This is a genomic window from Streptomyces sp. NBC_01341, from assembly GCF_035946055.1.
GTDB lineage: Bacteria > Actinomycetota > Actinomycetes > Streptomycetales > Streptomycetaceae > Streptomyces.
The window spans coordinates 6,537,052-6,556,960 of record NZ_CP108364.1; the positions used below are offsets into that span (position 1 = coordinate 6,537,052).

General features: G+C 70.7%; 22 protein-coding genes. 13 read left to right on the forward strand and 9 right to left on the reverse strand.

What is annotated here, in order from left to right:
• Nucleotides 1-7: 7 nt before the first annotated feature.
• Together OG206_RS28820 and OG206_RS28825 are read left to right on the forward strand one after the other, a co-directional pair.
• Complete coding sequence (locus OG206_RS28820) at nt 8-739, forward strand: class I SAM-dependent methyltransferase (RefSeq protein WP_327121192.1); 732 nt, start codon at nt 8-10, stop codon at nt 737-739.
• Nucleotides 740-790: 51 nt separating this feature from the next.
• Complete coding sequence (locus tag OG206_RS28825) at nt 791-1,138, forward strand: ArsR/SmtB family transcription factor (RefSeq protein ID WP_327121194.1); 348 nt, start codon at nt 791-793, stop codon at nt 1,136-1,138.
• A gap of 27 nt (nt 1,139-1,165) precedes the next feature.
• Here OG206_RS28825 and OG206_RS28830 read toward each other — a convergent pair whose 3' ends face one another.
• Nucleotides 1,166-1,831, reverse strand: a complete 666-nt coding sequence (locus tag OG206_RS28830; protein WP_327121196.1) for a DUF305 domain-containing protein — start codon at nt 1,829-1,831, stop codon at nt 1,166-1,168.
• Between the two features lie 175 nt (nt 1,832-2,006).
• Here OG206_RS28830 and OG206_RS28835 point away from each other — a divergent pair, with 175 nt between their 5' ends.
• Nucleotides 2,007-3,497: an LVIVD repeat-containing protein gene (locus OG206_RS28835; protein WP_327121198.1), complete on the forward strand. Its 1,491-nt coding sequence runs from the start codon at nt 2,007-2,009 to the stop codon at nt 3,495-3,497.
• A 174-nt stretch (nt 3,498-3,671) separates the two neighbouring features.
• Here OG206_RS28835 and OG206_RS28840 read toward each other — a convergent pair whose 3' ends face one another.
• The 5 genes from OG206_RS28840 to OG206_RS28860 form a co-directional block, all read right to left on the reverse strand.
• The gene (locus OG206_RS28840; RefSeq protein WP_327121200.1) at nt 3,672-3,851 is read right to left on the reverse strand and encodes a hypothetical protein; all 180 of its coding nucleotides are present in this window, start codon (nt 3,849-3,851) and stop codon (nt 3,672-3,674) included.
• Nucleotides 3,852-3,930: 79 nt separating this feature from the next.
• Entirely contained in the window at nt 3,931-4,656 is a 726-nt protein-coding gene (locus OG206_RS28845) for an HAD family hydrolase (protein ID WP_327121202.1), read from the reverse strand.
• A 7-nt stretch (nt 4,657-4,663) separates the two neighbouring features.
• The gene (locus OG206_RS28850; RefSeq protein ID WP_327121204.1) at nt 4,664-5,371 is read right to left on the reverse strand and encodes a phosphatase PAP2 family protein; all 708 of its coding nucleotides are present in this window, start codon (nt 5,369-5,371) and stop codon (nt 4,664-4,666) included.
• Between the two features lie 34 nt (nt 5,372-5,405).
• On the reverse strand, nt 5,406-6,341 hold the full coding sequence (locus tag OG206_RS28855) for a M56 family metallopeptidase (protein WP_327121206.1): 936 nt from the start codon (nt 6,339-6,341) through the stop codon (nt 5,406-5,408).
• Between the two features lie 87 nt (nt 6,342-6,428).
• Nucleotides 6,429-7,010 carry a DUF5134 domain-containing protein gene (locus OG206_RS28860; RefSeq protein WP_327121208.1) on the reverse strand — a complete coding sequence of 194 codons (582 nt, stop codon included), beginning with the start codon at nt 7,008-7,010 and terminating at the stop codon, nt 6,429-6,431.
• Between the two features lie 179 nt (nt 7,011-7,189).
• Here OG206_RS28860 and OG206_RS28865 point away from each other — a divergent pair, with 179 nt between their 5' ends.
• Nucleotides 7,190-7,738 carry a GNAT family N-acetyltransferase gene (locus tag OG206_RS28865; RefSeq protein WP_327121210.1) on the forward strand — a complete coding sequence of 183 codons (549 nt, stop codon included), beginning with the start codon at nt 7,190-7,192 and terminating at the stop codon, nt 7,736-7,738.
• 100 nt (nt 7,739-7,838) lie between these two features.
• Here OG206_RS28865 and OG206_RS28870 read toward each other — a convergent pair whose 3' ends face one another.
• Nucleotides 7,839-8,489: a glycerophosphodiester phosphodiesterase gene (locus tag OG206_RS28870; RefSeq protein ID WP_327122430.1), complete on the reverse strand. Its 651-nt coding sequence runs from the start codon at nt 8,487-8,489 to the stop codon at nt 7,839-7,841.
• A gap of 280 nt (nt 8,490-8,769) precedes the next feature.
• Between OG206_RS28870 and OG206_RS28875 the strand changes: the two genes are divergently transcribed.
• From OG206_RS28875 to OG206_RS28885, 3 genes are read left to right on the forward strand one after another with little or no spacing between them, the layout of a single operon-like run.
• Entirely contained in the window at nt 8,770-10,167 is a 1,398-nt protein-coding gene (locus OG206_RS28875) for a DUF6421 family protein (RefSeq protein ID WP_327121212.1), read from the forward strand.
• A gap of 26 nt (nt 10,168-10,193) precedes the next feature.
• Nucleotides 10,194-10,958, forward strand: coding sequence for an SDR family oxidoreductase (locus tag OG206_RS28880; RefSeq protein ID WP_327121214.1), 765 nt, complete (start codon nt 10,194-10,196; stop codon nt 10,956-10,958).
• On the forward strand, nt 10,937-12,016 hold the full coding sequence (locus OG206_RS28885) for a threonine aldolase family protein (RefSeq protein ID WP_327121215.1): 1,080 nt from the start codon (nt 10,937-10,939) through the stop codon (nt 12,014-12,016). The genes OG206_RS28880 and OG206_RS28885 overlap by 22 nt, the downstream gene beginning before the upstream one ends.
• Before the next feature lie 226 nt (nt 12,017-12,242).
• Here OG206_RS28885 and OG206_RS28890 read toward each other — a convergent pair whose 3' ends face one another.
• On the reverse strand, nt 12,243-12,965 hold the full coding sequence (locus tag OG206_RS28890; protein ID WP_327121216.1) for a lysophospholipid acyltransferase family protein: 723 nt from the start codon (nt 12,963-12,965) through the stop codon (nt 12,243-12,245).
• Nucleotides 12,966-13,184: 219 nt separating this feature from the next.
• Between OG206_RS28890 and OG206_RS28895 the strand changes: the two genes are divergently transcribed.
• The 5 genes from OG206_RS28895 to OG206_RS28915 all read left to right on the forward strand — a co-directional run bounded on the left by OG206_RS28895 (nt 13,185) and on the right by OG206_RS28915 (nt 17,687).
• Nucleotides 13,185-13,511, forward strand: coding sequence for a TlpA family protein disulfide reductase (locus OG206_RS28895; protein WP_327121218.1), 327 nt, complete (start codon nt 13,185-13,187; stop codon nt 13,509-13,511).
• A gap of 196 nt (nt 13,512-13,707) precedes the next feature.
• Nucleotides 13,708-14,214: a flavin reductase family protein gene (locus OG206_RS28900; RefSeq protein ID WP_327121220.1), complete on the forward strand. Its 507-nt coding sequence runs from the start codon at nt 13,708-13,710 to the stop codon at nt 14,212-14,214.
• A gap of 201 nt (nt 14,215-14,415) precedes the next feature.
• Entirely contained in the window at nt 14,416-15,201 is a 786-nt protein-coding gene (locus OG206_RS28905; protein WP_033305351.1) for an electron transfer flavoprotein subunit beta/FixA family protein, read from the forward strand.
• A 57-nt stretch (nt 15,202-15,258) separates the two neighbouring features.
• Nucleotides 15,259-16,221 (forward strand): electron transfer flavoprotein subunit alpha/FixB family protein, encoded by a 963-nt coding sequence (locus tag OG206_RS28910; protein WP_327121223.1) that lies wholly within the window; start codon nt 15,259-15,261, stop codon nt 16,219-16,221.
• A gap of 167 nt (nt 16,222-16,388) precedes the next feature.
• Nucleotides 16,389-17,687 carry a DUF6986 family protein gene (locus tag OG206_RS28915; RefSeq protein WP_327121224.1) on the forward strand — a complete coding sequence of 433 codons (1,299 nt, stop codon included), beginning with the start codon at nt 16,389-16,391 and terminating at the stop codon, nt 17,685-17,687.
• A 6-nt stretch (nt 17,688-17,693) separates the two neighbouring features.
• Here the strand turns inward: OG206_RS28915 and OG206_RS28920 are convergent, their stop codons facing one another.
• Nucleotides 17,694-18,722, reverse strand: a complete 1,029-nt coding sequence (locus tag OG206_RS28920; protein ID WP_327121226.1) for a LacI family DNA-binding transcriptional regulator — start codon at nt 18,720-18,722, stop codon at nt 17,694-17,696.
• Between the two features lie 184 nt (nt 18,723-18,906).
• Between OG206_RS28920 and OG206_RS28925 the strand changes: the two genes are divergently transcribed.
• On the forward strand, nt 18,907-19,872 hold the full coding sequence (locus OG206_RS28925) for an ROK family protein (RefSeq protein ID WP_327121227.1): 966 nt from the start codon (nt 18,907-18,909) through the stop codon (nt 19,870-19,872).
• Nucleotides 19,873-19,909 lie beyond the last annotated feature (37 nt).

Sequence of the window (19,909 nt, forward strand, 5' to 3'; positions counted from 1 at the left end):
GACCGCGATGTCCACTCCGCAGGGCCCCACGCTCCGCGAACTGGCCGTACAGGCGCTCTCCTCGACGATGCGCGGATACGACCTGCTCGCCCCGAAGTTCGACCTGACGCCGTACCGCACCCCGGACCGGGTCCTCGACGCCGTTGCCGAGGCGGTGCGGCCCCTGGGGCCCTTCAGCAGCGGCCTCGACGTCTGCTGCGGCACCGGCGCCGGGGTTGGCGTGCTGCGCGGTCTGTGTACGGAGCGCGTCACCGGCGTCGACTTCAGCGCGGGCATGCTCGCCGTGGCCAGGCACTCGCACCCGGCCGACCGCGGCGGCCCGGACGTGGGATGGGTGAGGGCGGACGCACGGGCCCTGCCGTTCCGGCCGGTCTTCGACCTGGCGCTGAGTCTCGGGGCGTTCGGGCACTTCCTGCCGTCGGAGCGCCCCGGGCTGTTCGCCCAGGTGCGCGCGTCCCTGAGGCCGGGCGGCCTGTTCGCCTTCCCGGTGGGCGCGCCGCCCGCCGTCGGTTCCCGGGCCTACTGGTCGTTGCTCGGCTTCGACTCCGCCATGAGGGTGCGCAACGCGCTCGTGCGCCCCCGATTCATCATGTACTACCGCACGTTTCCGTTGCCGGGTGTCCTGGCCGATCTCGGACGCGCCGGCTTCGGGACCCGTCTCCTGCCGCTGGAGACCCTCGGCCGGAGGCAGGACGGAAGCCCGCGTGCCCGCCTCGTGGTGGCAGCGGTCCCGGAATGAAATTTCGATGACTCTCGTACAATGGAGTCCCCCGTACGAAGTGGAGCCGTCGTGACGTCGAACGCCGCTCGCGTGCTCGTCCACCCCTCACGCGAGGAGATCCGTGTCGAGGGAGTACTCCACGCGCTCTCCGACCCGGTCAGGCTGAGGATCGTGCGCCAGCTCGCGGGGGCGGTCGACGAACTGGCCTGCTCCCGCTTCGACCTCCCGGTGTCCAAGTCCACCACCACGCACCACTTCCGGGTGCTCCGCGAGAGCGGCGTCATCAGTCAGTTCTACCGCGGCACGGCCAAGCTGAACTGTGTGCGGGCGGAAGACCTGGACGCCCTGTTCCCCGGGCTGCTCGACAGCGTCCTCGGTGCGGCCGCCCTCCAGGCCGAGCGCCACGGCGAGAGCTGAGCCGCCGGCCCGCCCTCCCCGCACCGCTCAGGTCATCAGCGCACGCATGCGCTCCACCTCGACGGTCTGCTGAGCCACGACATCGTTGGCCATCTCTTCCACCAGTACGTTGTTGCCGTCCGTGAGGGCTTCGGTGGCCATCGTGACCGCACCCTGATGGTGAGTGATCATCAGCTTCAGGAAGAGCGTGTCGAACGCCTCGCCCCGCGCCGCGCGCAGGTCCGCCAGTTGGGTCTCGGTCGCCATCCCCGGCATCGGGGAATGCTCGTGGGTCTCCTCCCTGCCCTCGACGCCGTTGTTCTTCAGCCACCCCTCCATGGCGGCGATCTCCGGCTTCTGAGCGGCGGATATGCGCTGTGCGAGCCGTTCGACCGAGCCCGACCGGGCCCGGTCCGGGACGAGTGCGGTGAGCACCAGTGCCTGCCGGTGATGCTCGATCATCATCCGCGCGTACCGGATGTCGGCGGAGTTGGGGGTGTCGTCCCCGGCGGCCTCGGCCGCCTCGTCGGGCGACAGCGTCCGGGCCGGCTCACCCGGCTTTCCGGGAGCGATGACCGAAGGGCCCCCGTCCGCCGCTGACTTCGTCGCGCCGTCACCGCCGTCTGCTTCGCAGCCGCTCGTGAGCAGCGCGGCCGAGAGGGCGGCCACCAGGACGACAGAGCGCAGGCGTGACGTCCGACGGGATATCAGCACAACTACCTCCAGGGGCACTTGGGTGTATTGCAGACCGTCCTAACACCTTCCACAGGCCGTTGATCAAAAACTTTCATTACGTCTGTGTTGCCATCTGTTGGTGTGTACATGAGAGGGACGATACTGCCGGGGTCCATGAACCGTTCCTCGACGAACGGATACAAGGGAGGACGCAGTGACCTCGTTGCACACCACAAGCGTGCGGCGCAGACGTCTGGGTGTGGCGGCAGCCGCGGCCGGGCTCTTCGCCACTCTGCTGACAGCCGGGCCCGCCGCGGCCACGCCGGACCCGGGCGATACCGCCACCACCCGCGGCGGTGTCTCCGTGAGTGAGCAGGCCGAAGCCAGGGCCGCCATCAAGAGCGGCGACATACCCGGCGTGGACGAGATAGTCCACAGCGACAACATCGAGCACCTCACCAACATCCCCAAGGACGCGCTCCAGGGGCTCAACACGGACCTGGCGTTCCAGGGCAGGTACGCCTACGCCGGGAACTACGACGGCTTCCGCATCTTCGACATCAGCAACCCGAAGCAGCCCAGGACCGTCGCACAGGTCCTGTGCCCGGGCTCCCAGAACGACATCTCCGTCTCGGGCAACCTGCTGTTCCTGTCGACCGACTCCTCGCGCAGCGACAACTCGTGCACCAGCACCACCCAGCCAGCCACGGAGAAGTCGTCCTGGGAGGGCATGAAGGTCTTCGACATCAGCGACAAGCGCAACCCGAAGTACGTCGCCGCGGTCGAGACGGCGTGCGGTTCGCACACCCACACGATCATTCCCGAGCGGAAGGACGTGTACGTCTACGTCTCCTCCTACTCGCCGAACGCGACCTTCCCGGACTGCCAGCCGCCGCACGACGGGATCTCCGTCATCAAGGTGCCGCGCAAGGCCCCCGGGAACGCCCGCATCGTGTCCTTCCCCGTCCTCTTCCCGGACGGCGGCAACCCGGGAGCGCCGGACAACCCGGGCGTGTCCAAGACCACGGGCTGCCACGACATCACCGTCCTGCCGTCGAAGGACCTCGCCGCGGGCGCCTGCATGGGTGACGGCCTGCTGTTCTCCATCAAGGATCCGGAGAACCCGAAGATCATCGACCGGGTCCAGGACAACGTGAACTTCGCGTTCTGGCACTCCGCCAGCTTCAACCAGGACGCCGACAAGGTCGTGTTCACGGACGAGCTCGGCGGGGGTGGCGCCGCCACCTGCAACGACGAGATCGGTCCGAACCGGGGTGCGGACGGGATCTACGACATCACCGGCAAGGGGGACAAGCGCAAGCTGGTCTTCCGGAGCTACTTCAAGATCGACCGCCCCCAGGCCGACACGGAGGTCTGCGTCGCCCACAACGGGTCGCTCATCCCGGTGAAGGGCCGTGACCTGATGGTCCAGGCCTGGTACCAGGGCGGGATCTCCGTGTGGGACTTCACCGACTCCTCGAAGCCGAAGGAGATCGCGTACTTCGAGCGCGGCCCCGTGTCCACGGAGGCCGTCACCACCGCGGGCCCCTGGTCCGCTTACTACTACAACGGCTACATCTACTCCAACGACATCGCCAAGGGCTTCGACGTCCTGAAGCTCGACGACCGGCGGACGGACCCGGCCAAGCGGGTGCGCCTGCCCGAGCTCAACGTGCAGACGCAGCCGGAGTACTTCCGTCACTGACCGACCCGCTCCACCCACAGGTGAGAACGACTGCCCCGCCGGACGGTCTCCGTCCGGCGGGGCACGTTCGTCTCATTGACCGGTGGACGTCGCGGGGACATGCTGTACCCCTGATTCCGGCGACGCGGGGGATCGCCGGAATCAGCCGCGGGCGGGCCCGGGCCCGCCCGGACGTCAGGCGGCCGGCCGCACGCTCGTACCCGCGGCGGCGGCCCACTCCACGAGAAGGCGCTGGTACTCGGTCTCGTCGTCCGGAGACAGCAGTCCCCCCGAGCGCTGCCACAGGTCACGGATCGCTTCGTTGACCACAGAGGCGGGGCGCACGCGGGCGGACGTGTTCGGATACGGGGACATGCTCACCAGGTTAGGCCCCGTCAGAGCCCCGGACCCCCTCGCGGACAGGGATATCCCTCACACCTCCTGACGGAATCCTTCACGAACCGCGGGTATCGCGGCCCTCTTCCGTGACGTCCGTCAAGCCGAGCGCCCGGAGTCCGCCGGGCCGCTCCGCCACGGGGAGGTGGTCGACGAAGCGCACCTCGCAGCCGATCCCCGCCGCCCCCGCGTCAGCGTGCCGGTCGTCACCGACCATGACCACGTCCACCGGGTCGCGCCCCAGCAGCGTGCACGCCGTGCGGAACAGGCGGGGATCCGGCTTCTGGACGCCGTGTTCGTAGGACAGCACGTAGACGTCGATCAGCCCGTCCAGGCCGTGCGCCCTGAAGACAGGGCGCAGATCCCAGCCGATGTTGCTCACGACACCGATCGGAACCCCGTCGGCGCGCAGTCCGCGCAGCACCTCCTCCGCGTCGGGATACGGCTGCCAGGCGGCGGGATCCATGTGGCGCTCGTACAGCGCGTCGCAGAGGCCGGGATCCGGCAGACCCGCCTGCCGTGCCAGGCCCGTGTACGCCTCCCTGTGGTGTCGCGCGCTGCTGTCGCGAACGGCATAGGCGGACGCCAGTTCGGGCGGGATCCGCTCGGGGGACGGGCCCCCGGGCAGTGCGCCGGCGGCCGTCAGCCGCTGTGCGTACCCCTCGAAGTCGGCCTCGTCCAGGACCGTACCCGTGCTGTCCAGGGCTGCCCGCAGCCACGAGGTGACGGGCTCGATCCTGAAGAGGGTTCCGGAGAAGTCGAAAAGTGCGCCCTTGATCTGCATGGCCCGATCATCGCCGCCCCGCAACCGGCCTACAAGGGCGGCTGCGCGTCGACGGTGACCCGCCGGTGCGGCGGGTGTACGCGGCCACGGAGAGCGCGCACACGGCCCCGCCCAGGAGCGCTCCGCCCAGAACGTCGCTCGGCCAGTGCACGCCCAGGTAGAGGCGTGTCAGTGCCACGCCGGTCACCGACACCACGGCGAGGGCGAGCGAGCCCCACCACAGCGGAGGCTGAGCGCCGTGGAGGCGGAGCAGCCACAGGAGGAGCCCGCACGTCACCGCCGCGGTCATCACGTGACCCGAGGGGAAGGCGGCGTAGTTCGCCGAGTCCACCGGATCGGGCCACCGGGGGCGTTCCCGCCCCACGAGGGCCTTGAGCCCCTGCTGCACGAGTGTGGTGACGGCGCTCGTCACGGCCACCCACACCGCGAGCAGCCGCGCTCCACGCCACCACAGGGTGACCACGGCGACGGCCGTCAGCGCACGCATCGTCCAGGGGTCCCACACCCAGTCCGTCAGTACGCGGTTGACGTGGACCAGCACCGGTTCTCCCACCGCATCGCGGTGCAGCGCCTCCGCGACCGAACCGTCCGCGGAGATCAGCGGCGGCCAGCGCACCGCGACCAGAGACAGCAGTACGACGGAGAGGACGGCACAGGCGAGGCCCGTGACGAGGAAGGGGAGACCGGTACGCGCGGAGCGTGAGGGGGAGTGCATGGGGACGATCCTCGCGGACGGGGCGAGCGCCCGGCTATCCCAGTGCGCTGAGTCCCGGCACGAAGGCCACCAGCAGCGGTACGACCGGCACCAGCGCGGCCGCCGCCGTCAGGCGCAGCCGATGTCCCGCGGTGAGCCGCTTCGTCGGCGCGAGCAAGCGGTCGACCCGCAACGGCACATGGGCGCCGGATGCCGGGCCGGGCCCGAACACCCCCCGGTCCTCGTTCAGTTCCACCAGGGCGAGCGCGATGGTCAGTCGCCCGAAACGTCGTGACGCCACGTCGTCCGCCGCCAGCTCGACGAGGCGGTGCATCTCGTCGCGGAACGCCGCGAAGACCGGGATCTGCGGAAATCCGTTCGCCAGGGCGCCCGAGCAGTGCAGCAGCCAGTCGTGCCGGGCCTGGGCGTGTCCCTGTTCGTGAGCCAGTACGGCATCCAGCTGACGGCCTTTCAGCCGGTCGAGTGCCGCTGTGGTGACGACCAGTTGAGGAGCCGAACCGGGCAGCCACCACGCGTCCGGGCGTTCCCCCTCCAGGACCACGAGGCGTCCGCCGTCGGGCTCCTCGCCCGGCATGAGCGGGGAGCGCGCCAGCAGTTCGGTGCGCCGCTGCCGACGCCGGCGGCCGGCCCGGTGGATCTCCCGCACGAGCATCGCGCCGCTCCACGCGCCGCCCAGGGCCAGCACCACGGCGATGACCGCGGACCACGGCCCGTACGCGCCGAGGGCGTATGCCTCGACCACGCCGTGCGGGGCGGGTGCGAAGACGTGGCCCCGGACCGCCTGCCAGGCGGCTGCCGCGCTGAAGGTCATGGAGAGGGCGAACGACAGCAGGACAGCCGCCACGACGCACTGCCAGACCCAGAGGGCGACGACGGGCTCACGGTCCGGCCACCGGGCCTTCGCCATCAGGCCCGGGGCCGCGACGGCGGCCAGCGCACCGAGCAGCAGCAGGGTCAGGGAGACCAACATGGGCGTCAGCCTATGAGTGCCGCCGTGTGCCGCGGTATGGCCGTGCGCGTCAAGTGACGTACGCCACGGTGTGGGACGTCCGCCGTCTCAGAGTGTGAGCAGCATGGCGAACATGGCCATCGCCATGGTCAGCCTGCAGGCGAGTGCCAGCTCCGGCCGCGCACCCCAGCTGACACCCACCGTCCCGCCGTCCGGCACGGCCACGGGTGCGGACGCCGGTATGAGCCGTCCCGCCGAGCGCAGGACGTAGGCCGCGTAGTAGACGAGCAGCACTCCCGTCAGGACGGGGACGCCTCCGGCGGCGCCGGCACCGTGGCCCGAGTGACCCCCGACCGTGTGCGCCGATGACGGAATCATCGCGACGGACATGTAGACCATGGCCAGCGAGCCCACCAGATGGTGCAGATGATGTCCTCCGGCACGGGCGTACGCGAGCGCGCGCAGGGCCGACGCGCCGAACGTCACGGCGTACACGGCCCACATCCAGTCCGGGAGGGTGAACAGGGCCGCGGGCACCGCCATCGCGGCCATGCCGAAACCCATCAGCGCCTCGGCGCGCGCGGTGCTGCGCTCCCGCTCCGTACCGTCCCGGGCGCGCAGCAGGCAGTAGGCCCCCGTGAGCCCGCACAGCACCATGAGCAGCCAGCCGGACAGTGCCGGTCCGTGCACAGCGCACCTCCCCCTACGGCGAACGACGCCGGTGTCGTCCCATCGATGCCCCGTCCGGACCGCTCCTACCGGGGCGCATTGAAGTACTGGGGGAGCGCGCCCGGGCCTTCGGGGGGCGGTCGGGGGGCGGGTTAGTCTCGGGAAGGCACAGTCGGCAGCGCCTCACCGGAGAAGAGCCCATGGACATCGCACCCGCCACGGCACGGGCAGAACTGACCTTCCGCGACGCGACCGAGGACGACGTCCCGGTCCTCGTGCGACTCGTCGAGTCCGCCTACAGGGGAGACGCGAGCCGGGCGGGATGGACCACGGAGGCGGACATCCTCCAGGGGCAGCGCACCGACGCCGACGGGGTGCGCGAGATCCTCGCCGATCCCTCGGGGCGGGTCCTGATCGCCGAGCGGGAGGGCGAAACCGTCGCCTGCTGTCAGCTCGAACACCGCGGCCGGGCCGCCTACTTCGGCATGTTCGCCGTCAGTCCCGGACTGCAGGGCGCGGGCCTCGGCAAGATGATCATCGCCGAGGCGGAGCGCGCGGCCCGCTCCGACTGGGGGACGGACGAGATGCACATGACGGTGATCTCGGTCCGCGAGGAACTGATCGCCTGGTACGAGCGCCGGGGCTACCGCCGTACGGGAGAGCTGACGCCCTTCCCGTACGGCGACGAGCGCTTCGGGGTCCCGCAGCGCGACGATCTGGCGTTCGAGCTGCTGGTGAAGGAGCTCTAGGGTCTCGCTTGGATCAGGCTGGATCAGGAGGCGGTGCCGGGGCACACGAGCCCGGCATGATCCGGACGAGAGGCCCTGGCGTCGGATCCCCGGGCCGTCCTCACGCGGTGAAGCGGCCCGCGCGGCGGATCTCCGGGTAGTCGGTCGTCGCGCCGTCCAGACCCAGCGCGCGCACCAGACGCAGATGGTCCTGGGTGTTCACGACCCAGCCGATCACCTTCAGGCCCTCCGCGTGCGCCTGCTCGACCACCTCCAGGGTGAGGCGGCGGATGTTGAGGGCCAGCGTCGCGGCACCGACCGTCTTCGCCCGGTCCACCACGTCGCCCTCCCAGCGGCTGGCGATGAGGACCGTCCTGACCCCCGGAACCAGCTGCGCGATCTCTGCGACGGCCTCGTCGTGGAACGAGGACACCTCCACGCGGCCGGCCAGGCCACGGCGCAGCATCACGTCCGCCAGGGCCCGAGCCGCCGCCACGTCCTTGATCTCCGCCTGGAGCGGTGACCGGACGGCGTCGAGGACCTCCTCGAACACGGGCACCCGCTCGCCCTGCCCGGCGTCGAGCTCGCGAAGCTCCCCGAGCGTCTTCTCCGCGATCAGTCCCTGTCCGTCCGTGGTCCGGTCCACGGACGCGTCGTGCATCACGGCGAGTGCGCCGTCCTTGCTCAGATGGAGATCCAGTTCGACGGCGTCCATGCCGGCCTGCTCCGCGTGCGCGAACGAGCGCAGCGTGTTCTCCGGTTCGACACCCATGACTCCGCGATGACCGATGGTGAGAAAAGTCAAGACACTCCCGCTTCCGTCCGTCGTCCTTGCCCTGCGTGCGACTCCTGCCCCCAGGGAACCAGTTCGCGCGTGCCCGACTGCGGCTACCCGGCCAGCCGTGAGGAAGAAGTTGTCCTACGGATGTGTGGCAGGAAAAATAGCGGTGAGCATGGGGAGCGGCAGGATAATTTTCTGCCCTCCACTTGTCCGAAGGAACCGCACATGGATACGGTTACTTGACGCGAGGTTCTCCCGTGAAGGAAGTGTCATGACGGAAATTCTTGAGCAGACCGCCGCCGCCGGTGCGACAACTGCTGCCCAGCGGGTCGTGGAGCACCCGGCCTGGCCCGCGCTCAAGAGTGCCGTGGAGGAACTGCGTCCCTGGCAGTCCAAGGACGGCTCCATAGACCTGGAGGCCGAGAACGCCCCCGCCGCCGAGGCTGCCGCCTCCGTCGTCGAGCGGGTGATCACCGCCGTCGAGCGGCTCTCCCCGCTGCTCCCGCACGACGCGGCCTACCACCGTGCGCTCGTAGCGGACCTGCGCCGCTGGGTCGCGGACGGCTTCGGCGTCCCGGACTTCCTCGACTCCCTGCTGGCCTTCCAGCCCGCCAAGAACCGCGCCGACGGCCTCCAGCACCTGGTCGTGTTCGCGATGTACACGCAGAACGGCAACCCCGACCGCAATCTCGAAGCCGTCGTGCTGCGGATGGTCTGGCCGGAGTGGCTGGCCGAGCTCGAGGCCACGCGTTACGACAACCCGCTGTTCTGCGGCATCACCTTCGAGGACTTCACCGCGGGATACGACACCAACTCCGCCGTCCTGTTCCCCGAGACCATCGCCGTGCGCGAGGCCCCGGAGCGCTTCAGCTGGGGCGGCATCTTCTGCGACCGCGAGGCCGCCCGCTTCCGCCGGGTGACCGAGGCGTCGGTCGACCTGCTCGGCCTCGAACTGCCTGACGACATCAAGGACATGCTCGGCGACCAGAAGCGCTGCGAGCAGGCGTTCGTGCTCTGGGACATGGTCCACGACCGCACCCACAGCCACGGTGACCTGCCCTTCGACCCCTTCATGATCAAGCAGCGGCAGCCGTTCTGGATGTACGGGCTCGAAGAGCTGCGCTGCGACCTCACCGCCTTCAGGGAGGCCGTGAAGCTGGAGTCGGACGGCTTCGGCCAGGGCCGTGACGTGCAGTTCGCGGTCCTCTTCGACCGGATGTTCCGCTTCCCCGTCACCGGCGAGCGCGTGCGCAACTACGACGGTCTCGGCGGCCAGCTGCTCTTCGCCTACCTCCACAAGCACGACGTGGTCCGCTGGACCGACAACACGCTCAAGATCGACTGGGCCCGCGCCCCGCAGATCACCAACCAGCTCTGCGCTGAGATCGAGACGCTCTACCGCGAGGGCATCGACCGCCCGAAGCTGGTGCACTGGTTCGCGGCGTACGACCTCGTCGCGACCTATCTTTCTCCGCACCCGGGCTCCCGCTGGGCCAAGGGCCCGGACGCCTTGGACCTCGATCAACCGCCCCGTAAGCTCGTCGACGACGTGCTTCCGGACGAGTTTCCCCTGAGCATGTTCTATGAGGCGCTCTCGAAGAAGCTGAAGCGTGTGATCGCCTCCACCAAGGGGATCACTGCGGCGGATGCCGGGCGGGCAGCCGCGTGAGCGCGCGGTCTGAGGAGGCGGTGGCGATGAACGCAACAGGCAGGGCCGACAGCGGCGCGCTCGAGGGGGCGGTCGTCGCGGTGGCCGGAGCGGCGGGACCGGCAGGGCGGGCGACCCTGCTCAGGCTCGCCGAGGCGGGCGCGACCGTTGTCGCGTCCGACGCGAACCCCGAACGGCTGGCGGAAGCGGTCGACGCCGCGCGGTACGCCCACGGTGGGGCGACGGTCACCGGTGACACCGTCGATCTGCTCGACCCGGAAGCCGCCCGCGACTGGGCCTTCAAGACGGAGAAGGAATTCGGCCGTGTCGACGGCCTGGTCCACCTCGTCGGGGGCTGGCGCGGCAGCGCGGGCTTCGCCGAGACCAGTCTGGCGGACTGGGACTTCCTCGAGAAGCTCCTGATCCGGACCGTGCAGTCCACCTCGCTGGCCTTCCACGACGTGCTGGGGCGCAGCGACCGGGGACGTTACGTGCTGATCAGTGCGGCGGGTGCCAGCAGCCCCACTGCGGGCAACGCGGCCTACTCCGCCTCCAAGGCCGCCGCCGAGGCCTGGACGCTCGCACTCGCCGACGCCTTCCGCAAGGCGGGGGGCGAGCAGGGCCCGACGGCGGCTGCTGCGATCCTGGTGGTCAAGGCACTGGTGCACGACGCGATGCGCGCCGAGCGCCCCCAAGCGAAGTTCGCGGGCTTCACGGACGTCCAGGAGCTGGCCGAGGCCATCGCCGGCGTCTGGGACAAGCCCGCCGGAGAATTGAACGGAAAGCGTCTGTGGCTGACCCCGCAACCGTAAGGACCGACGCGCGACGTCATCACGATCCGCAGGTACGCGGCTTCGCCAGTGACAACTACGCCGGTGTGCACCCCGAGGTACTCGCGGCCCTCGCCCTCGCGAACGGCGGCCACCAGGTCGCCTACGGGGAGGACGACTACACGGATCACCTGCAGCGGGTCATGCACAGCCACTTCGGCCCCACCGCCGAGGCGTTCCCGGTGTTCAACGGCACGGGGGCCAACGTCACCGCGCTCCAGGCGCTGACCGACCGGTGGGGCGCGGTGATCTGCGCCGAGTCCGCGCACATCAACGTGGACGAGGGTGGCGCACCGGAGCGCGTGGGCGGGCTCAAGCTGCTCACCGTGCCCACCCCGGACGGAAAGCTGACCCCCGAGCTCATCGACCGCGAGGCGTACGGCTGGGACGACGAGCACCGGGCGATGCCGCAGGTCGTGTCGATCACCCAGAACACCGAGCTCGGCACGGTCTACACGCCCCGTGAGATCCGCGCCATCTGCGAGCATGCCCACGAGCGGGGCATGAAGGTGCACCTCGACGGTGCCCGGATAGCGAACGCCGCCGCGTCGCTGGACGTGCCGATGCGCACGTTCACCAACACGGTCGGCGTCGACGTGCTGTCCTTCGGCGGCACCAAGAACGGCGCGCTCTTCGGTGAGGCCGTCGTCGTCCTGAACCCGGACTCCGTCCGCGCCATGAAGCATCTGCGGAAACTGTCGATGCAGCTCGCCTCCAAGATGCGCTTCGTCTCGGTCCAGCTGGAGGCGCTGCTGGCAGGGGACCTGTGGCTGCGCAACGCGCGCCACGCCAATGCCATGGCCCAGCGGCTCGCCGACGGGGTCCGCACGGTCGACGGGGTGGAGATCCTTTATCCGGTGGAGGCCAACGCCGTCTTCGCGCGCCTGCCGCACGAGGTGAGCGAGCGACTGCAGAAGCGTTTCCGGTTCTACTTCTGGGACGAGAAGGCCGGCGACGTCCGCTGGATGTGCGCCTTCGACACCCGCGAGGAGGACGTGGACGCCTTCGTCCAGGCGCTCAAGGAGGAGATGGCCCGCTGAGGGCTGTCCCGTAATCCCTGGCGGGCGAAAGACCCTGGGGGGCGTGGCCGGACGGAGACCTCTCCGCCGGCCACGCCGTCGTGTCCGGCGGACGAGCGGGCGGGAACTTCCGGGGCGCCCCCGAGCCGGGGTGCGACCCGTGAGGAGTCGCCCGGCCCGGGCGGGCGGATTCGCGCCCGTACCGGGGTGTGACGTTTCGCCCGGGCAGGGTGGGCGCAGGGCGCCGTCAGCCGAGCTCGCGCACCTCGGCGGCGGTCGGAGCCGTGCCGCCCAGGTGCGCCGGCACCCACCAGGTATCCGTCGCGTCCTTGGGGCGTACGGGATAGGCCCGCTGCGCGGCCTCCAGGAGTTCCTGGACGCGCTCGCGCAGCCGGCGGGTGATCGCGCCCGCGTACTGGTCGGCCGGTGCCTCCATGGCCTCGCCGAGGCGGATCGTGATCGGGGTGTGGCTGCGCTTGAAGTTGCGCGGGCGCCCCTTGGTCCAGATGCGCTGGGTACCCCAGAGCGCCATCGGGACGAGCGGCACGCCGGCCTCCTGGGCCAGCCGAGCCGCGCCCGACTTGAAGCTCTTGAGCGTGAACGACTGCGAGATGGTCGCCTCGGGGAACACGCCGACGATCTCACCCGAGCGCAGGGACGCGAGCGCGTGCGCGTAGGCGTCCTCGCCCTGCGCGCGGTCCACGGGGATGTGCTTCATGCCGCGCATCAGGGGGCCGGAGACCTTGTGACGGAACACCGAGTCCTTCGCCATGAAGCGGACGAGCCGCTTCTGCGGCAGGGCGCCGAGTCCGGTGAAGATGAAGTCCAGATAGCTGATGTGGTTACTGACCAGAACCGCGCCACCGGTCTTCGGGATGTGCTCCGAACCCTGGGTGTCGATCTTCAGGTCGAGCGCCTTGAACAGCGTGCGAGCGGCGCCGATGACCGGCCGATAGACGAGCTCTGCCATCTGGATGAAGACCCTTCGTCAATGCCTGGGGAGGGTTCCCCCCGCGGAAGTTACGCAGCCGTAGGTATTCGGCATTGTGGCGATGGTGCCCCATGCGCGACGCCGTGGCCAGCCCCAAAGGCCCCCTGGCGAGAGATTCTCGTCACGTGAAACCTCCGGGAATGTAATACGCACGCCGGGTGCTGACCTTTTGCGCGGAGCTCTGGGAAGGGAGCCGGTATGGACGGGCTGAAGGCCGACGGCACCCTGGACGCCGCCCGACTGGGCGCGGAACTCGGGGGCAGGGCGACCCTCGTGCAGTTCTCGAGCGCGTTCTGTCAGCCCTGCCGTGCCACCCGACGCGTCCTTGCCGAGGTCGCCGGGATGGTGGAGGGGGTCACCCACATCGAGGTCGACGCCGAGGCCCGTCTCGAGCTGGTCCGCAGCCTCGGCATCACCAGGACGCCCACCGTGCTGGTGCTCGACGCGGCCGGCCGCGTGGTCCGGCGGGCGACCGGTCAGCCGCGCACCGCGGATGTCGTGGCCGCGCTGGGGCAGGCGATGTGACGGGCAGTGACGCATCTCCCACATGACGGGACGCACTTGACTGTGTACACAACGCATCGTCACTCTGACGACATGCCGCCGGAACTCCTTCTCCACTGCCGGGTCCATGTCGACCTCGTGCGCCACGCGAGTGCGCGCTGTCCGGGTGCCTGAGCTACCCACGGCCCCGTACGCCCACTCCCCGAAGGACTTTTCCATGACGGCCTCGCCCGGCCTCGGCACTTCCCGGACGGCTGCACCCGAACTCCTGCGATCCGTGTTCCGGCAGCACGCCGCCGGAGTGGCTGTGATCACGGCCGCAGGGGACTGCCCCGTGGGCTTCACCGCGACATCGCTCAACTCCGTCGCCGCCGAACCTCCGCTCATCTCCTTCGGCGTGGGCACGGCGTCCTCCAGCTGGCCCGTGGTCGCGGAGGCGGAGCACGTAGGCGTGCACCTGCTCGGCGAGGAGCAGCGGGATCTCGCCGCGACCTTCGCCCGCAGCGGTGCCGACCGGTTCGGCCCGTCCACCCGCTGGCGTGACGGGCCGGAGGGCGTACCCCTGCTCGACGGGGTGGTGGCCTGGCTGGTCTGCCGTGTGGTGGCCAGGATTCCGGCGGGCGATCACCGCATCGTGATCGCCGAGGTGGAGTCGGGGGACCCGTCCGGGGGTGGCCGGCCGCTGGTCTACCACCGAGGTCGTTTCACGGCTCTGCGAGACTGAGGTCGAGCAGGGCGGCGCAGGGGGCGGGCCTGGTTGGCTACGTCACAGTTCCAAGCGCTTGCTTATGGGTAACGTACTGGGTGTACTGGCGAGTAATATTCGGCTGGGGGCCCGGTCTCCCGACCGGAAACCGCCCGATGAGGCGCCTATGCTGCGTGCAACAAGGCAGCCCAGAAATGACGATGCAGTAGGAGAGCCGGCGTGAGCTTGAGGATCGTTGTCTGTGTGAAGTACGTGCCCGACGCCACCGGCGACCGGCACTTCGCCGATGACCTGACCCTGGACCGTGACGACGTCGACGGTCTGCTGTCGGAGCTCGACGAGTACGCCGTCGAGCAGGCGCTGCAGATCGCCGACGAGGCGGACGACGCGGAGATCACCGTGCTCACGGTGGGCCCCGAGGACGCCAAGGACGCGCTGCGCAAGGCGCTGTCGATGGGCGCCGACAAGGCCGTCCACGTCGAGGACGACGACCTGCACGGCACCGACGTCATCGGCACCTCGCTGGTGCTGGCCAAGGCGGTCGAGAAGACCGGCTACGACCTGGTCATCTGCGGCATGGCCTCGACGGACGGCACCATGGGCGTCCTCCCGGCGCTGCTCGCGGAGCGCCTCGGCGTCCCGCAGGTCACGCTGCTCTCCGAGGTCTCCGTCGACGGCGGCACGGTCAAGGGCCGTCGCGACGGCGACTCCGCGAGCGAGCAGCTCGAGGCGTCCCTCCCCGCCGTGGTCTCCGTGACCGACCAGTCGGGCGAGGCCCGCTACCCGTCGTTCAAGGGCATCATGGCGGCCAAGAAGAAGCCGGTCGAGTCCCTGGACCTCGAGGACCTCGAGATCGAGGCGGACGAGGTCGGCCTGGGCGGCTCGTGGACCGCGGTCGACTCCGCGGCCGAGCGTCCGGCCCGCACGGCGGGCACGATCGTCAAGGACGAGGGTGAGGGCGGCAAGCAGCTGGCCGAGTTCCTCGCGGGCCAGAAGTTCATCTAGCCCCGGCCGTTCCCTCCACCGCCCCGCACTCCCTCGCACGCAGGAGATTGAAGTCCCATGGCTGAAGTTCTCGTCTATGTCGACCACGTGGACGGTGCCGTCCGCAAGCCCACCCTGGAGCTGCTGACGCTCGCCCGCCGCATCGGCGAGCCGGTCGCCGTCGCGCTCGGCAACGGTGCGGCCGACACCGCCGCCGTGCTCGCCGAGCACGGTGCGGTCAAGGTGCTCACCGCCGACGCCCCGGAGTTCTCCGACTACCTCGTCGTACCGAAGGTGGACGCCCTCCAGGCCGCCTACGACGCGGTGTCCCCGGCCGCCGTGCTCCTTCCCTCCTCCGCGGAGGCCAAGGAGATCGCCGCGCGCCTCGCGCTGCGCATCGGCTCCGGCATCATCACCGACGCCGTCGACCTGGAGGCCGGTGACGAGGGCCCGGTCGCGACGCAGTCCGCGTTCGCCGCCTCGTACACCACCAAGTCCCGCGTCTCCAAGGGTGTTCCGGTCATCACGGTCAAGCCGAACTCGGCCGCCGTCGAGGCCGCCCCGGCCGCGGGCGCCGTCGAGGCCCTCGCGGTCTCCTTCTCCGCGACGGCCACCGGCACCAAGGTCCTCTCGCGCACGCCGCGCGAGTCGACCGGGCGCCCGGAGCTGACCGAGGCCGCGATCGTCGTCTCCGGCGGCCGTGGCGTCAACGGCGCCGAGAACTTCGCGATCATCGAGGCGCTCGCCGACTCCCTCGGCGCGGCTGTCGGCGCCTCGCGCGCCGCGGTCGACGCCGGCTGGTACCCGCACACCAACCAGGTGGGCCAGACCGGCAAGTCGGTGTCCCCGCAGCTGTACATCGCCTCGGGCATCTCCGGCGCGATCCAGCACCGCGCCGGCATGCAGACCTCGAAGACCATCGTCGCGGTCAACAAGGACGCCGAGGCGCCCATCTTCGACCTCGTCGACTACGGCGTCGTCGGCGACCTGTTCGCCGTCGTCCCGCAGCTCACCGACGAGGTCAAGTCCCGCAAGGGCTGACCCGGCGACGTAGTCCCGTACGACGGCCTGGGGCCGCGTGGTGTTCTCCACCGCGCGGCCCCAGGCCGTTTCCGATCACCATTGACGCAGAACCGGGAGACTTATAACTTCGCTATGCGGATGAAAGATTCCGGGAAGCGGAAATAGTGACACTGGAGGGTACGGCCATGGGTCAGCAGCAGAAGGTGGCGACGAGCCTCGCCGGCGCGGTCGGTGAGGAGATCAGCGCCTCCCTGACGGAGGTGGACGCCGAGCTCGCCCGCCGCTACCCGGGAGACCCGGGGACGCGCCAGCCGGTCCACACCGTCTACGTACCCGCCGACACCTTCGCCGCCACCACCATCCGCAGCTGGGGCGACCAGGCCCTCGCGGCGCTCGACGAGCACGCCGCCGACGCCGACGTGTTCGCCTCGGTACTCGGGATCCCGCAGGAGCTCGCAGCGCCCGTCCACGACCGCGTACGCGCCAAGCTGGAGCGCGAGCCCGTCGAAGACCTCCGCATCGACTTCGAGGACGGTTACGGGCCGCGTCCGGACGCCGAGGAGGACGAGGCCGCGGCGCGTGCGGCCCGGCTGGTCGCCGAGGCGTACGCCGACGGGACGGCCGCGCCGTACATGGGCATCCGCATGAAGTGCATGGAAGCCGCCGTGCGGGACCGTGGTATCCGCACCACGGACATCTTCCTGACCGGCCTCATGCGGGCCGGAGGCCTTCCCGACGGGCTCGTCCTGACGCTGCCCAAGGTGACCTATCCCGAACAGGTCACCGCCTTCGTACGGCTCCTGGAGGCCTTCGAGCAGGCTCACGGTCTGCCGGCCGGGCGCCTCGGGTTCGAGATCCAGATCGAGACGAGCCAGTCGATCCTCGCCGCCGACGGCACCGCCGCCGTCGCCCGCATGATCGACGCCGCCCGCGGCCGGGCGACCGGCCTGCACTACGGCACCTTCGACTACAGCGCCTGCGTGGGCGTCAGCCCGGCCTACCAGGCGAGCGACCACCCCGCCGCCGACCACGCCAAGGCCGTCATGCAGGTCGCCGCGGCGGGTACCGGTGTGCGCGTCTGCGACGGCTCCACCAACGTGCTCCCGGTCGGACCCACCCAGCAGGTCCACGACGCCTGGCGCCTCCACCACGGCCTCACGCGCCGCGCTCTGGCCCGCGCCTACTACCAGGGCTGGGACATGCACCCCGGCCACCTGCCCACGCGCTACGCGGCCGTCTACGCCTTCTACCGCGAGGGTCTGGGCCAGGCCGCCTCCCGGCTCGCCGCCTACGTGGCCAAGGCCGGCGGGGACGTCATGGACGAGCCTGCCACCGCGAAGGCGCTCAGCGGCTATCTGCTGCGGGGCGTCGACTGCGGTGCCCTGGACTCCGCGGAGGTCGAGGCAGCGACAGGTCTGACCCGGGAAGACCTCGACGCCTTCGCGTCGCCCCGCCGTGGCGCGCTGACCGTGACGGCGCCGTGAGCGGCCTCAGGCCGGCGGCAGCTCCCCCGAACCGCGGGGGATGAGCCGGGTCGGGAGCTCGACCCTGGCCGGCGGGTGGCCCGCGCCGTCCAGGCGCCGGAACAGGTGCTCCGCCGCGGTCCGGCCGACCGCGGCGGCGTCCTGCGAGATGACCGTGATGCCGAGCAGGTCGGCGAGCTCGATGTCGTCGAAGCCCACCAGTGCGATCCGGCGGTCGCACTCGGCGAGGACGCGCACTGCGGTGACGGTCACCCGGTTGTTGCCCGAGAAGAGCGCGGTCACCGGCTCGGGGCCGGACAGCATGGTCTCGACGGCCGTCCTCACCCGGTCGGGGTCGGTCGGACCGAGGGACACCCAGGAGTCCCGGACCTCTATCCCGGCTTCCGTCAGAGCGGTGTGGTAGCCACGCAGTCGCTCCGTCGCGGTGTGGATGCGCGGCTGGTCGCCGACGAAGCCGATCCTGCGGTGCCCGTGCGCGACGAGATGCGCGACGCCTTCGCGGGCGCCCCCGAAGCTGTCCGAGAGGACCATGTCCGCCTCGACCCGCCCCGCCGGGCGGTCGACGAAGACGGTGGCGATGCCGGCCTTCATCTCGGGCTCGAGGTAGCGGTGGTCGTCGCCCGCCGGAATCACGATCAGTCCGTCGACCCGGCGGGCGCACAGCGCGAGGACGAGCTCCTGCTCACGGTCCGGGTCCTCGGCGCTGGAGCCGTTGATCAGCAAGGCCCCGTGGGCACGGGCCACCTCCTCCACGGCGCGGCTCAGCGGCCCGTAGAAGGGGTCGGCGAGATCCTCGAGGACGAGTCCGATGGAGGCCGTGCGTCCCTTGCGCAGCACACGCGCGCTGTCGTTCCTGCGGAAGCCGAGGGCGTCGATCGCCTCCTGCACGCGGCGTTCCGTGTCCGGGGTGACCCCGGGTTCGCTGTTCACCACCCGGGATACCGTCTTGAGGCCCACTCCGGCTCGGGCCGCCACGTCCTTCATGGTCGGCCTGTTGCCGTAGCGGGACTCGGAATGACGGGTGGTCTCGGCCACGGTGCGCTGTCCTGTCGTCGGGAACGAGTGCTTCGGGGGCCTCTCGTGCGGTGCCGTGGAGTGTCCCGAAGCTGTGGCGTCGAGCATAGGCCCTGGACAACGTTGTCAACAGAATGGAGACTGGGGAGGACCGTCGACCGAAGTCGCAGGTCCTGCCCCTCACCCCTCCGGAGAGTCCACACCGATGCATACCGACCTCGTCGCCGCGCTCGACATCGGCGGCACCAAGATCGCCGGCGCGTTGGTGGACGGCAGTGGCTCCCTTCTCGTCCGGGCGCAGCGGCCGACGCCCGCGCGGGAGGGTGCCGAGTCGGTCATGGGCGCCGTGAGTGACATCCTGGCGGAACTGACCGCCTCCGCCCTGTGGCCCCGGGTGAGCGCGGTCGGGATCGGCAGCGCGGGCCCGGTCGACGCCACGGCGGGCACGGTCAGCCCGGTCAACGTCCCGGGCTGGCGCGGCTTCCCGCTCGTGGACCGTGTCTCCGCCGCTACCGGCGGGATGCCCGTCTCACTGGTCGGCGACGGGGTCGCGATGACTGCGGCCGAGCACTGGCTCGGGGCCGCCCGCGGCTTCGACAACGCGCTGTGCCTGGTCGTGTCCACCGGAGTCGGAGGCGGGCTCGTCCTCGGCGGAAAGCTGCACCCCGGCCCCTCGGGCAACGCCGGTCACATCGGTCACATCAGCGTCGACCTGGACGGTGACCTCTGCCCGTGCGGCGCGCGCGGCTGCGTCGAACGCATCGCCAGCGGGCCCAACATCGCCCGGCGTGCCCTGGAGAACGGCTGGCGCCCGGGGCCCGACGGCGACGACACGGCGGCCGCGGTGGCCGCCGCGGCGCGGGCCGGGGACCCGGTCGCCGTCGCTTCCTTCGGAAGGGCGGCCCAGGCCCTGGCAGCCGGGATCGCCGCCACCGCCACCCTGACCGACATCGACATCGCGGTGATAGGCGGGGGAGTGGCCGGCGCGGGCGAGGTGCTCTTCGCGCCGCTGCGCGAGGCCCTGCGCGACTACGCCACGCTCTCCTTCGTCCAGGGCCTCACGGTGACCTCCGCGGTGATGGGCACGGACGCCGGCCTGGTGGGCGCGGCGGCCGCGGCCTCGGCCCTCCGGCCTGCCGCGGTCAACGGCGTACCCGCCGCCGCGAAGTAGGCGCGGGCCTCCCGGGACCGGGGCCGCCCGGCGCCGG

Excerpts from the sequence above, each read along its gene's own strand:
- OG206_RS28820 (WP_327121192.1), top strand. The coding sequence starts at position 8 with ATGTCCACTCCGCAGGGCCCCACGCTCCGCGAACTGGCCGTACAGGCG.
- OG206_RS28840 (WP_327121200.1), bottom strand. The coding sequence starts at position 3,851 with ATGTCCCCGTATCCGAACACGTCCGCCCGCGTGCGCCCCGCCTCTGTG.
- OG206_RS28845 (WP_327121202.1), bottom strand. The coding sequence starts at position 4,656 with ATGCAGATCAAGGGCGCACTTTTCGACTTCTCCGGAACCCTCTTCAGG.
- OG206_RS28850 (WP_327121204.1), bottom strand. The coding sequence starts at position 5,371 with ATGCACTCCCCCTCACGCTCCGCGCGTACCGGTCTCCCCTTCCTCGTC.
- OG206_RS28855 (WP_327121206.1), bottom strand. The coding sequence starts at position 6,341 with ATGTTGGTCTCCCTGACCCTGCTGCTGCTCGGTGCGCTGGCCGCCGTC.
- OG206_RS28865 (WP_327121210.1), top strand. The coding sequence starts at position 7,190 with ATGGACATCGCACCCGCCACGGCACGGGCAGAACTGACCTTCCGCGAC.
- OG206_RS28870 (WP_327122430.1), bottom strand. The coding sequence starts at position 8,489 with ATGGGTGTCGAACCGGAGAACACGCTGCGCTCGTTCGCGCACGCGGAG.
- OG206_RS28875 (WP_327121212.1), top strand. The coding sequence starts at position 8,770 with ATGACGGAAATTCTTGAGCAGACCGCCGCCGCCGGTGCGACAACTGCT.
- OG206_RS28880 (WP_327121214.1), top strand. The coding sequence starts at position 10,194 with ATGAACGCAACAGGCAGGGCCGACAGCGGCGCGCTCGAGGGGGCGGTC.
- OG206_RS28890 (WP_327121216.1), bottom strand. The coding sequence starts at position 12,965 with ATGGCAGAGCTCGTCTATCGGCCGGTCATCGGCGCCGCTCGCACGCTG.
- OG206_RS28895 (WP_327121218.1), top strand. The coding sequence starts at position 13,185 with ATGGACGGGCTGAAGGCCGACGGCACCCTGGACGCCGCCCGACTGGGC.
- OG206_RS28900 (WP_327121220.1), top strand. The coding sequence starts at position 13,708 with ATGACGGCCTCGCCCGGCCTCGGCACTTCCCGGACGGCTGCACCCGAA.
- OG206_RS28910 (WP_327121223.1), top strand. The coding sequence starts at position 15,259 with ATGGCTGAAGTTCTCGTCTATGTCGACCACGTGGACGGTGCCGTCCGC.
- OG206_RS28915 (WP_327121224.1), top strand. The coding sequence starts at position 16,389 with ATGGGTCAGCAGCAGAAGGTGGCGACGAGCCTCGCCGGCGCGGTCGGT.
- OG206_RS28925 (WP_327121227.1), top strand. The coding sequence starts at position 18,907 with ATGCATACCGACCTCGTCGCCGCGCTCGACATCGGCGGCACCAAGATC.